The organism is Otoolea muris, from assembly GCF_943193115.1.
Lineage (GTDB): Bacteria > Bacillota > Clostridia > Lachnospirales > Lachnospiraceae > Otoolea > Otoolea muris.
Genome location: NZ_CALPCY010000003.1, coordinates 80929 through 94120, shown reverse-complemented (window position 1 = coordinate 94120; position 13192 = coordinate 80929). Strand labels below are relative to the sequence as shown.

At 58.1% G+C, this 13192-nt stretch carries 4 protein-coding genes and 1 riboswitch; of the genes, 1 reads left to right on the top strand and 3 read right to left on the bottom strand.

Annotation, left to right across the window (positions count from 1 at the left end):
• Nucleotides 1–77: 77 nt before the first annotated feature.
• Nucleotides 78–184, bottom strand: a riboswitch (TPP riboswitch).
• A 45-nt stretch (nucleotides 185–229) separates the two neighbouring features.
• The 3 genes from aroA to aroF all read right to left on the bottom strand — a co-directional run bounded on the left by aroA (nucleotide 230) and on the right by aroF (nucleotide 3718).
• Nucleotides 230–1510, bottom strand: a complete 1281-nt coding sequence (gene aroA / locus NFS31_RS03425; RefSeq protein WP_251491638.1) for a 3-phosphoshikimate 1-carboxyvinyltransferase — start codon at nucleotides 1508–1510, stop codon at nucleotides 230–232.
• Between the two features lie 83 nt (nucleotides 1511–1593).
• Nucleotides 1594–2691, bottom strand: coding sequence for a prephenate dehydrogenase (locus tag NFS31_RS03420; RefSeq protein WP_251491636.1), 1098 nt, complete (start codon nucleotides 2689–2691; stop codon nucleotides 1594–1596).
• Nucleotides 2692–2704: 13 nt separating this feature from the next.
• Nucleotides 2705–3718 carry a 3-deoxy-7-phosphoheptulonate synthase gene (aroF, locus tag NFS31_RS03415; RefSeq protein ID WP_251491633.1) on the bottom strand — a complete coding sequence of 338 codons (1014 nt, stop codon included), beginning with the start codon at nucleotides 3716–3718 and terminating at the stop codon, nucleotides 2705–2707.
• Between the two features lie 461 nt (nucleotides 3719–4179).
• Between aroF and NFS31_RS03410 the strand changes: the two genes are divergently transcribed.
• Nucleotides 4180–13134: a non-ribosomal peptide synthetase gene (locus NFS31_RS03410; RefSeq protein ID WP_251491631.1), complete on the top strand. Its 8955-nt coding sequence runs from the start codon at nucleotides 4180–4182 to the stop codon at nucleotides 13132–13134.
• Nucleotides 13135–13192: the final 58 nt, after the last annotated feature.

Below are 13192 nucleotides of genomic sequence, written 5' to 3'. Positions count from 1 at the left end.
GGGCGCTGTTTGGGCGGAAAACTTCTTCATACGGGCCTGCGCATAAAAAAAGATCGCCGGATAACGGCGATCTGCAAAGATTTCATCATAAACATCCCTACGTTGGCATTATCCAAATCAGGTAAAGGGTCGAAATTGTGGAATTTCCTCTCAGCCTGCCTCACAAGCTCCCCTGGTTCTTTTTTGTTTTTGATTATAGCATAAAAAATGAAAAATGCAAGAAGAACATTTACGAACGCGTCAGACGCCTCAAATCCGCGTAAAACTCAGGATAGGAGATATCGACGCAGTCCGCGTCCCGTATAGTGGTTTCCCCGTCGGCGGCGAGGGAGGCGACGGCAAAGCTCATGGCGATGCGGTGATCGTTTCTGCTGTCAATGACAGCCCCGTGAAGCGGCTGTCCCCCGCGGATGATCATTCCGTCCTCTGTCTCCGCCGCGTCGGCGCCCATGGCGCGCAGTCCCTCTGTCATGGCGGCGATGCGGTTGGATTCCTTTACCTTTAGCTCCGCCGCGTCCCGGATAACGGTTTCGCCGTCTGCGAAGCAGGCGAGTACAGCGATGACGGGGAGCTCGTCTATGAGCGTGGGAATCAGGGCGCCTTCAATGACGCATCCTTTGAGGCTTCCGGAGCGGACGAGGAGATCCGCCGTGGGCTCGCCGGGGCCGTCGGTACGGTTTAAAAGCGTCACATCCGCGCCCATGCTGCGGCAGACGCGCAGGATGCCGTCGCGGGTCGGATTGACGCCCACGCTCTTTATGAGGATCTCAGAGCCGGGGACGATCAGCGCGGCGGCAATGAAAAAGGCGGCGGATGAGATATCGCCCGGTACGGTGACTGCCTGCGCGCGCAGGGGACGTCCGGGGTAAACGCGTGCTGTGGTTCCCTGAGTGCGGATATCCGCGCCGAAGGCGGAAAGCATGAGCTCGGTGTGGTTGCGCGACACATAGGGCTCGGTCACGGCCGTCTCCCCCTGCGCGTAAAGCCCGGCCAGAAGGATGGCGGATTTTACCTGGGCGGAGGCCACGGGGGTGTGATAGTGAATGCCGCGCAGCGCGGTCCCTGTGATATGGAGCGGGGCGCAGCCGTTTCCCGCAAGGCTTTCGATGCGGGCGCCCATCTGGGAGAGCGGTTCGATGATGCGCTTCATGGGCCGTTTCTGAATCGATGCGTCCCCGGTGAGCGTGACGTCAAATTCCTGCGCCGCCAGAATGCCGGAGATCAGGCGCGTGGTGGTGCCGCTGTTGCCGCAGTCGAGAACCTTTGCCGGTTTTTTGAGTCCGCGCAGGCCGTTCCCGTGGACGAGTACCAGATCCTCTTTTTGTTCAATGGAAATCCCCATTTCAGAAAAGCACGCGATGGTGGATAAGCAGTCCGCGCCGCTCAGAAAACCGCGAATCTGCGTTGTTCCTTCCGCCAGCGCGCCGAGCATAACGCTCCGGTGGGAAATGGATTTGTCGCCGGGAACGGCGATTTCGCCTTTAAGACAGGCGGTTCTGGAAAATTTCATAACATAACCTCGTTTTTTGTTGTATCCGTTGTTTATGCAACGCTGCGCCGGGACAGAGCGTGTTTCGCTTCGCGGCAGGCTCCTTACCCGGCAAACAGGCTGTAATTGTATTTTTTGAGCCGTTCCCAGGCGGCTTTTAAGGATTCTTCATCATAAAAGCTGATGCGCAGCGCTCCCTCGCCGCCCTCGCGGTTGTGGTTGATTCCGATATTTTTGATATTGATCCCCCGCGAGGACAGGATGGATGAGATGATGGTGATCGCGCCCGGCTCGTCCACGACGTCCACGGAAAAGGAAAAGACGGGTTCGATCGCGCCTTTTGAGCTGTCCGCAAAGGAATTCCGGTAGCTTCCGGACTCCTCGAACAGGCGGCGTATTGCGCCGGGTTCTCTGCTTTGGAGCTGCCGGTGTACAGCCTTAAGAGAGTCGATGTAGCGCTCCAGCATGAAGGAAATATTTGCCTCATTGGACAGGCAGATCTGCTCCCACATGACCGGGGAGGAGGACGCGATCCTTGTGATGTCCTTGAAGCCCCCGGCGGCCAGACGTTTCATAAGCTGATCCGGATCGTCCGAGTCGTGCACCAGGTTCACAAGGCTGGCGGCGATGAGATGGGGAAGATGGCTGATCGCAGCGACCGCCAGATCGTGTTTTCTGTAATCCAGTACCAGCGGGATCGCGCCGATGCCGCGCGCGATCCGCGTCATGGTTTCCACCGCGCCGGCAGGCGTTTTCGGGGTGGGGGTGAGAATATAGTATGCGTTTTCCAGGAGGTGATCCGTGGCATTCTCATAACCTGTCTTTTCTGAACCGGCCATGGGATGGCCGCCTATAAAGAAAGGCTCTAAGCCCAGCCGTGCGGCCGCTTCATGGATATCGGATTTGGTGCTCCCCACATCTGTCAGAATCGCGCCTTCCTTTAAAAAGGGGCGGATCTGGCTCATATAAGCCGCGTTGTATTCCACAGGCGTACACAAAAAGACGATATCGCACCCGCGAAGCGCTTCGCCCACCCCGTCCAGGATCACGTCCACAATCCCATCCTGCTTTGCTTTTTCAAGCGTCTGGCGGGTGCGCATGTAGGCCATGATACGGATAGAAGGATCCCTGCGCTTTAGGCCCTTTGCGATGGAGCCGCCGATGAGTCCAAGGCCGATAAAGGCCGCCGTTATATGTGCCATAGCTTCCTCCTGCTTAAAGTGTTCTGCCCGATAGCTGCGCATAGGGCTTCAGATCGCCCATCAGCGTTTCAAACTGGTCAAAGGTCAGGGACTGAGGCCCGTCGGAGAGCGCTTTTTCCGGACAGGGATGCGTCTCGATCATCAGGCCGTCGGCGCCCGCCGCTACGGCGGCCTTTGCGAGCGGCTCGACATAGGCCCGCACGCCGGTGGCATGGCTGGGATCCACGATAATGGGCAGATGCGTCTTTTCGCGCAGCACCGGGACAGCGCTTAAATCCAGCGTGTTCCGCGTGGAGGTTTCATAGGTGCGGATGCCCCTCTCGCAGAGCGCCACGTTTTCATTTCCCTCTGACATAATGTATTCGGCCGCGTTCAGCCACTCGTCAATGGTGGCGGACAGGCCGCGTTTTAAAAGGATCGGGAGGCGTGTTTTCCCGGCCTCCTTTAAAAGTTCAAAATTCTGCATGTTCCTGGCTCCGATCTGGAGCATATCCACATACCGGACCGCCTCCTCGATGGCGTGCGCGCTGGTCACCTCGCAGATCACGGATAGCCCGGTGGCTTCTCTGGCTTCCTTCATATATTTAAGCCCCTCCGTCTCCAGGCCCTGGAAGGAGTAGGGGGAGGTCCTGGGCTTATAAGCGCCGCCCCGGAGTACGGTTGCGCCGGCCTTTTTTACGGCAAAAGCCGTTTCCAGGAGCTGCTCCCGGCTCTCGATTGCGCAGGGGCCGGACATTACGGTAAGCGTATGCGGCCCGAGAACCGTGTTTTGGAGCGCGATCTCCGTCGGTTCCGGATGAAACTTGCGGTTAGCGACTTTATAGGACTCTGTGACGGATACCACCTTGTCCACCTCGTCGGAGATCTCGATGTTGCTGCCGGCAAGCTTTGCCTTATCGCCGACTACGCCGATGATCGTAACCTGATCGCCTTTTGAGAGATGGACGACAAGGCCCTTTGACTCGATTAAGTTTGTTACTTTCTGTACCGACGCTTCACAGGCGCGCGGTTTCATTATGATAATCATGGTTGTTCACTCGCTTTCTGTCATGTTGATGACTATTGTAGAATAGAATGCGGGAGTTGTCAATACTGCGTTGCTTTAAAGTGTAAAGGTTATACAATCCGCTTTTTGTCCCATAAAATCCCCCAAATATCCCATCATATAGAATTCATTTTTCAGAAATGATATAGTTACATAAAATATCGGATCAAACCGATATCGCCGAATGCGCATGCAGGTATGCCTGCGGGAACCAATTCCCGTTTTTATCAGCCGGCGCTTTTCAATGAACGGGAGCGCGGTTTTGCCGTGAAGAGGCCCGGCTGCGGGCGCCCTCTTCACGGCGCCCTCCCCGGCATTAAAAGACAAACCGGCATTTTCCCAACAACATGAAAAATACAGAAATAAATCCAATCATACAATCTATGACCAGCAAAGCTCTGACTGCATCGATACAAAAACCATCTACAAAAGGAGGAACCCACATGAATTTTCTACAGCAATTCCAAACCATCGTCCGCCAACACCCGGACAGGCCCGCCCTGATTGACTGCGACGGCCAGCGCTCCACTACCTACGGCCAGCTCGCGGATCTCAGCGCCCGCATTGCCTCAAAGCTTCTGCGCTCCGCCGCCCAGCCTGACGGCGGATGCCTGGACTCCCTGTCCGGCCGCGCCGTCCTGGTATGCATGGATCGCCGGATGGAGTATATCGCCGCCGAGATTGGGATCCTTATGGCCGGAGGCGCATTCGTGCCTGTGCTGCCGGAATATCCGGCAGAGCGGCTGGACTATATTGAAAAAGACTGTCAGGCCGCTGCGAGGATCGATACAGACTGGCTTTCTGACATTGAAGGCTATGAGCCGGCCGCTGCGCGGGAAATACCGGATGACGGCCGCGCCATGCTCATCTATACATCCGGCTCCACGGGCCGCCCGAAGGGGATTATCCACACCATGGCGGGCCTTTCGGAGGGGGTCCGGAGGAACCGTCTGGGATTTCATGTAGATGAAAATGATGTGATGGGGGCCATGGTATCAATGGCATTTGTGGTGCTTGTTCTGGAGTATTTCAGCGTCCTGTCATGCGGAGGGCGGGCGCATATCCTGGGCGATGAAGCAAGGAAGGACGTTCGCCGGATCGAGGATTACTTTGCCAGGGAGGGGATTACCTGCGCCTTTATCAGCCCTCAGATACTGAAGCTGTTTAAAAACCGGGGAACGGCGCTTAAGAGAGTGGCGACCGGGAGCGAGCGGGTCAGCCGGCTGTGCGGGGACGGGTATGAGCTTTATAATTTCTATGGAGCGAGCGAGACGGCGGCTATGGCAGCGTATTATCGGATTGAAGCGCCGATGGAGAATACGCCGATCGGCAAGCCTGCAGAGGGGCTTGCGTTCTTCGTCCTGGACGAGGAGGGAAAGGAGGTTCCGGACGGCGAAGAAGGGGAGCTCTGTATCAGGGGAATCCTTGCGGATTCATATTTGAACATGCCGGAACAGAGCGAACGCACGTTTATAAAACAGGAGGACGGGAGCGTTCTTTTACATACCGGAGACGTGGTAAAGCGTCTGCCGGACGGAAATTATCTGTATGTGAACCGAAGGGACTGGATGGTAAAGATCAACGGGCAGCGCGTGGAAACAGGGGAGATCGAGGTACGGATGTCCTCCGCTCCGGGCGTGGAGAATGCGGTGGTGAAGGCGTTTGAGGACGGAAACGGACAGAAGTATCTCTGTGGTTACTATGTGTCAGAGGCCCGGACGACGCCGGAGCAGATCCGCGCTTTTTTAAAGTCCTCGCTGCCGGACTACATGGTTCCCCGCTTTTTTAAACGCCTGGAGAGCCTGCCGAAGAATGCGAACGGCAAGCTGGACCGCTCGGTGCTCCTGCCGCCGGGCATTTCGGAGTATAAGGCGGCGTACCGAAAGCCTGCCGATGAGACCGAGCGCCGGATCTGCGCCGGCTTTGAGGCGGTTCTGGGCTGCGGGACCGTGGGCGCGGACGACGATTTCTTTAAGCTGGGCGGAGATTCCATCAATGTGCTGAAACTTTCGGGGCGTCTGGAGGGGCTTTCCCTTACGCCGGATATGGTCCTTCGCGGGCGCACGCCGGCCGGGATCGCGCGCCTTTTAAAGGACGCGGGGGAGAGCGGATATGGAAAGCGCGCGAAGAACCGGGAGGAATACCGCCTGACGGATTCCCAGATGGGCGTATATCTGGAGTGCGTCAATGATCCGGAGGCGACGATGTACAATATCCCCATGTGCTGCGAGCTGCCGCCAAAGCTTGACCGGGAGCGCTTCAAGGAGGCGGTTAAAAGGGCGATCGCGGGCCATCCGTCGTTCGGCGTGCGGATCGCGCTGAAGGACGGGACGCCAGTGATGCGCGTGGATCCGGGCTATACGGAGGCTTCTGTGGAGGAGAGGCAGACGCAGGACATTGAGGCAGATAAAAAGCGGTTTGTGCGGCCGTTTTCCATGGAAGGGGAACCGCTGTACCGGATGGCGGTATATGAGGGGCAGGGGAGCGCATGGTTCCTCTTTGACGTGCATCATCTGATTTTTGACGGAACCTCAGTGAAGGTATTTCTGGATGAGATCTCGCAGATCTACCGCGGGGAGGCGCCGAAGCCGGAGGAGATTTCCCTGCTTGATCAGGCGGTCTGTGAGGAGACGATTGAGGAAACGCCAAGATATCAGGCGGCGCGGGCGTATTTTCAGGGAAAGCTTGCGGGAGAGGATCCCGGCGAGGCCCTGATCCGGGATTTCAGGAAGAAAACGGTGAGCGCAAAGAGCGCCAGGCTGCACATGACGCTGGGAGAGGAGCTCTCCATAATGGCGGTAGAGCAGTTTGTGAGACAAAAGGGGATCTCGGAAAATACGCTGTTTCTCGGCGCGTTCTCCTATGCGCTCTCGAAGTTTAACGGCGGGAATAAGAGCCTGTTTTGCACTGTGAATAACGGGCGGCACGCAGCCGGGCTCCTGCAGTCCACGGGAATGTTTGTGCGCACGCTGCCAGTCTGCGCTTCCTTTGACGAGAACGCGCCGATCGCGGGCTGGCTTGCGGACTTCCAGAGCGATTTCTATGAGCTGATGGGGCATGACTGCATCTCCTTTGCGGAGCTGGCGAGGGAGTACGGGATCGCGTCGGACATCCTGTTCGTATACCAGGCGGATATGCTGAGCGGGCTTGCGCTCCACGGGGAGCAGTACCCGGCGCGGCCGATCCCGACCGGGGACGTGCAGGCCAATGTTTCCGTGATGGTGATGAAGAGCCGGGAGGGCTATGAAATTTCTCTGGAATACCGCACGGATCTGTACCGTGAGGAGACGGCCAGGGGGCTGCTTTCTATGCTGCAAAAGGCGCTTTTGGGCCTGCTTTCCTGTGAAACGCTGGGAGAGATCAGCCTTACGTCGGATCTGGACATCCAGATTCTCGAACGGTTCAATGAGACGGACGCGCCGTATGACCGGACGAAGACCGTGATCGACGCCTTCCGCGAGCAGGCGGGGCGGACGCCGGACCGCACGGCGGTTGTCTATACGGACAGACGCTATACGTATGCCCAGGCAGATGAGATAACAGACCGGCTCGCGGCCTTTATCGCCGGCCTTGGCATTGGACGGGAGCAGACGGTGTCTGTGCTGATTCCGCGCTGCGAATATATGGCCATCGCCTCGATCGGCGTGTTAAAGGCCGGCGCGGCCTATCAGCCTCTGGATCCGTCCTACCCGAAGGAGCGGCTGGCGTTTATGATGGAGGACGCGGGCGCGGCGCTGCTGATTGCGGATGAATCGCTTCTTTCGCTGGTTCCGGACTATAAGGGACGGATTCTCCTGACAAAGGACATCCCGGGCCTTCCTGAGGCGGAATGTCTGCCCGCGTCTCCGTCGCCGGAGGATCGGTTTATCCTTCTGTACACGTCCGGCTCCACGGGCACGCCCAAGGGCTGTATACTGGAGCACGGCAATATCGCGGCCTTCTGCAACTGGTACCGGAGATATTTTGGGCTGTCTGAGGAGTCCCGGATCGCGGCGTACGCCAGCTATGGCTTTGACGCCAACATGATGGATATGTATCCTGCCCTGACGCTGGGGGCGGCGGTTTACATTGTGGATGAGTCCATCCGCCTCGATTTAAACGCCCTGAATGCGTATTTTAAGGAAACGGGCATTACGCATGCGTTTATGACAACCCAGATCGGGCGGGCCTTTGCGACCAGTATGGAGAATGATACGCTGCGCTGCCTGTCCATGGGAGGGGAGGCGCTGACGCCCTTTGAGCCAAAGGGAGAAACCCGATATTTCAATGTGTACGGCCCCACGGAGTGTACGATCCTGACGACGGCCTATCCGATTACGGCGTTTGAGGAGGAACTGCCCATCGGCCGGGCGGCTGACAATATGAAGCTCTACGTGCTGGACAGCCTCGGAAGGCGCGTGCCGGCAGGCGTGCCGGGCGAGCTGTGCATCGCGGGCTATCAGGTGAGCAGGGGGTATTTAAACCGTCCGGAAAAGACGGCCGAGGTCTATACAGACAACCCGTTCTGCAGCCAGGAGGGCTATGGGCGGCTTTACCACACCGGGGATATCGCGCGCTTTCTGCCGGACGGCAATATCCAGTTTATCGGCAGGCGGGACGGGCAGGTCAAGATCCGTGGCTTCCGCATTGAGCTGACCGAGGTGGAGGAGATCATCCGCCGTTTCCCGGGCATCAGGGACGCCACGGTAGCTGCATTCGACGAGCCGTCTGGCGGGAAATATATCGCGGCCTATGTCGTGTCTGATCAGACGGTCGATGTGGAGGCGCTGAACGCGTTTATTGAGGAGAGCAAGCCGCCGTACATGGTTCCGGCTGTGACGATGCAGATCGACGCGATCCCCTTAAACCAGAACCAGAAGGTGAATAAGCGGGCGCTTCCCGTGCCGGAGCGCAGGCAGGAGGAGATCGTTCCCCCGGAGGGTGAAACGCAGAACGCGGTTTTTGACTGCGTCGCTGAGGTCATCGGACACCGGGAATTCGGCGTGACGACAGACATCTACAGGGCCGGCCTGACCTCCATCGGCGCGGTGAAGCTGAATGTGCTGCTCGCGAACGCCTTTCCGGGCGCGGTGATCCGCAATAAGGATTTAAAGGAGCACAACACCGTCGCGCGGCTTGAGCAGTTCCTTTTGTCGTCCGGGCGCGGTGAAACGTACGAGATACAGGGGGCGTATCCCCTTACCCAGACACAGAACGGCATCTTTGTGGAGTGCGCGGCCAATCCGGGCAGTACGATCTACAACATCCCGTTCCTGTTCCGCTTAGGAGAGGGCGTTAATCTGGCGCGGCTTAAGCAGGCGATCGAGGAGACGGTGGAAGCGCACCCGTATACTAAGACCACGCTGTATCTCGACGATCAGGGCGATATCTGGCAGAAGCGCAACGATGAACTGACGTTTTCGGTGGAAATACGCGATGCGCTGCGCCGCGAAGAGCTGGTGAGGCCGTATTCGCTTCTGGGAGAGCGTTTGTTCCGCGCGGAGCTCTATGATACGCCGGAGGGGAAATACCTGTTCCTGGAATTCCATCATATCATCAGCGACGGCGAATCCTGCGGCATCTTTCTGCGGGATGTGAACCGGGCCTATCAGGGCGAAGCGCCCGAAAGGGAAACGTTCAGCGGCTTTGAAGCGGCGCTGGCAGAGCAGAACGCGCTTAAGGGGCCGGAGTACGCGCTGGCAAAGAAACATTATGACGCCATCTTCACGGGCTGCGATACAGACTTCCTGCCCGCAAAGGATTTAAGGGGGGATGCGCCGGCCCGCGGCATGTACGAGAGGGCGATCCGCACGGATATAGGCGCTCTGAAAACGTTCTGCGCGGATCGGAAAGTGACGCTGAACGCCCTGTTCACAGCGGCCTTTGGCTTTGCGGCCGGGCGGTATGTCTGCAAGGACGAGGCGGTCTTCACGACGATTTACAACGGCAGGAACGATTCGAGACTGGCCCGCACGGCCGCCATGCTTGTAAAGACGCTTCCGGTTTACTGCCAGTTAGACGGGGAAAAGGAGATCGGGGCGTATATCCGGGAGACCGGGGATCAGCTCATGGACAGCATGAACGCGGATCTCTACTCCTTTGCCGAGATCAGCCGGGCGTACGGCATCAGGGCGGACATCATGTTCGCGTTCCAGGGGGACAATTTCCAGTTTGACGAGATCGCGGGGGAGAAGGCGGAGCGCGTGGATCTCGCGTTAGACACAGCCAAAGCGCCTCTCTCGATCGACGTGCTGATAAACGGGGACGCAGTCGTGTACCAGGTGGAATACCGCAGCGACTTCTACGAGGAGCGCACCGCGGCGGGGCTGGTGGACAGCCTGCACACCGTGATGGAAGAATTCCAGGTAAAAAGGCGGTTAAAGGAGGTCTGCATGGTAAGCGGCGCGGCGCGCCGCGAGCTTGATGCGTATAACGATACAGACTGCGCGATCGAGCCGGCCACGGCAAATATCCTCTTTGAGCGGCAGGCGGCCCTGCATCCGGATAAGACGGCGGTGATCGCCTGCGGCGAACGCCTGACCTTCCGGGAGCTGAACGAGCGCGCGAACGCGATCGCGAACCGCCTGCTTGATATGGGCCTTTCCATGGAGCAGATGGTGGGCGTGATGCTGCCCAGAACCGTGGATGTGTACGCCGCAAGGCAGGGGATCATGAAGGCAGGCGGCGCGTTCCTCCCCATTGACCCGGACTATCCGGACGAGCGGATCAGCTACATCCTGGAGGATTCCGGGGCGGAGTTTATCATTATGCCCCTGGAGATCCTGCGGGAGCGCGGGGAACTGGCAAAGAAGCTTTCAGCGCGCGTCCTGATCCTGGAGGAGCTTACGGCAGAGGGAGGAAACAGGGAAAATCCCGGCCTGGCTGTCCGGCCTGAACAGCTCTGCTACTGCATCTACACATCAGGCTCGACCGGAAAGCCAAAGGGCGTCATGATCGAGCACAGGAACCTTGTAAACTACGTAAACGACAACCCCCATAACGTGGAGGCGCAGACATACGTCTACAAAGCGACCGTCTCGCTGGCATTTGCGGCCATCACCTTTGACGTGTCCATTCTGGAGGAATGTATTCCGCTGTACCACGGGATCACGGTCTGCATGGCGAATGAGGAGGAGATCCACAATCCGCTGGCGCTGTCCGCTCTGATCCTCGAAAACGGGGTGGATGTGATGACGTGTACGCCCTCGTTTTTGATCAACATTATTGATATGCCGGAGATGAGGAAGGCCCTGTCGCAGATCCGGGTGTTCAATGTGGGCGCGGAGGCATTCCCGGAAGCGCTGTACGGAAAAATCATGGCGCTGGGCACAAACGCGCTGGTATTCAACGGCTACGGCCCCACGGAGACCACGATCGGCTGCGCGTTCGACCTGGTGTCAGACGAGCGGATCACCATTGGAAAGCCCATGGCAAACATCAAAATGGTCATGATTGACCGTTACAGGAATCTTCTGCCAGCCGGAGCGCCGGGCGAGCTTCTGATTATCGGAGCCGGCGTGGGCCGCGGCTATGTGGGAAAACCGGAGATGACGGCCGACAAATTTATCACATTTGAGGGAAGGAGAGCGTACCGGAGCGGCGATCTGGCGAAATGGAACCACCACGGGAAGATCGAATTCATGGGGCGCATGGATAACCAGGTCAAGCTGCGCGGCCTGCGCGTCGAGCTGGATGAGATTGAAAATGTCATCAACCAGTATCCGTCCGTGAAGTCAAGCGTCGTCCTGGTGAAGGAAAAAGACGCCAACCAGTTCCTGTGCGGCTATTTTGTGGCCGCGGACGAGGTGGACAAAGCGGCCCTGACGGCTTTTATGCAGAAATACTTAACGCCGTACATGGTCCCGAGCGTCCTGATGCAGCTTCCGGAGTTTCCGCTCACAAACAACGGCAAGGTCAACAAGCGGGCCCTTCCGGAGCCGGACTACACAAAGGAAAACAGGCGTTATGTCAAACCGGCGACAGAGCTGCAGCGCAGCCTGTGCGGGATCTTCGAGATGGCGCTGGGGACGGAGCCGATCGGCGTCGAGGACGATTTCTTTGAAAACGGAGGAACGTCCCTGTCGGCCTCCAAGGCGGCCATGAAGTGCATGAGCGCGGGGCTTCCGGTTTCGTATGCGGATCTGTTTGAATACAAGACGCCCCTGGCGCTGGAGCGCCATATCAACGAGCTGGAGGGAAAAACCGCCGGCGCGGACGAAGCGCAGGCGGAGAGCGCGGGCCAGGGGCCGCTGGATGCGGTTTTAAGCCGCAACACCCTGGAATATGTGGACGCCATCCGGCCGGCCGCTTCCGGAAACGTGCTTCTGACAGGCGCAAACGGCTTTTTGGGCGCGCATATCCTGAAAACCATGCTCGACAGCGGCGATCAGACCATTTACTGCCTGCTGCGGAGAGGAAAAGCGGCCTCCCTGGAGGCAAGGCTCAAGAGCATGCTGGTATACTATTTCAGCAACCCGTATGAGGAGCTCTTCGGAGAGCGCATCCAGCTGATCGAGGGGGATATCACGGACGCAGAAGCCATGGACGCGCTGGAGAAATACGATTTTGAGCGTGTGATCAACTGCGCGGCGTGCGTCAAGCATTTCTCCGCGGACGATACGCTGGAGAGAGTAAATTACCAGGGCGTGCTGAACCTGATCCGCCTGTGCAGACGGACCGGGCGGGAGCTCGTGCAGATCTCCACGGTCAGCGTGGCCGGAGAAAATGTGGGAGGAAAGTTCACGCCGGAGAAGAAGCTTCACGAGAATGAATTATACTTCGGGCAGAGCCTGACCAACAAATACATTGACACCAAATTCCGCGCGGAAAAAGCGGTTCTGGAAGCCGCGGCAGAGGGGATGAAGGGCCGGGTAATCCGCGTCGGCAACCTGATGAGCCGCCACAGCGACGGAGAATTCCAGATCAACTCCGTCACCAACGGATTTATGCGCACCCTGCGCGGCTACGCGGCGCTCGGGAAATTCCCGGTGTCCATGCTGGACATGTCGGCCGAATTTTCGCCCATTGACTCCACAGCAAAAGCGATTGTAAAGCTTTCCTCAGCGCAGGGCGGCTTCACCGTCTTCCACGCGTACAGCAGCTACCTGATTCAGATGGCGGACGTGATAGAGCAGATGAACGCCCTGGGGATGACGATTGAGACGGTCAGCGATGAGGAGTTCCAGGAAGCGCTCGCAAAAGCCCTGGGAGATGAGGAGAAAAACGAGCTGATCTCCGGCCTGATCGCCTATGCGTCAAGCGACAGGGAGAACCGATCGGCCTACATCGACGGGGACAACCAGTTTACCACAAAGGCGCTCTATCGTCTCGGGTTCAAATGGCCCATGCCGGACGGAACATACTTGAGGAACGCGCTGAAGGCGCTGGAGACGCTGGGCTTCTTTGACGGAAGGCTGTAGAAAGCGTGCGGATGATGCGGTGAAGGGCCGGCGGCGGCCGTTTTGGAGCATGGCATGG

Coding starts and splice junctions, on each gene's coding strand:
- aroF (WP_251491633.1), bottom strand. CDS start 3,718: ATGATTATCATAATGAAACCGCGCGCCTGTGAAGCGTCGGTACAGAAA.
- NFS31_RS03410 (WP_251491631.1), top strand. CDS start 4,180: ATGAATTTTCTACAGCAATTCCAAACCATCGTCCGCCAACACCCGGAC.
- aroA (WP_251491638.1), bottom strand. CDS start 1,510: ATGAAATTTTCCAGAACCGCCTGTCTTAAAGGCGAAATCGCCGTTCCC.
- NFS31_RS03420 (WP_251491636.1), bottom strand. CDS start 2,691: ATGGCACATATAACGGCGGCCTTTATCGGCCTTGGACTCATCGGCGGC.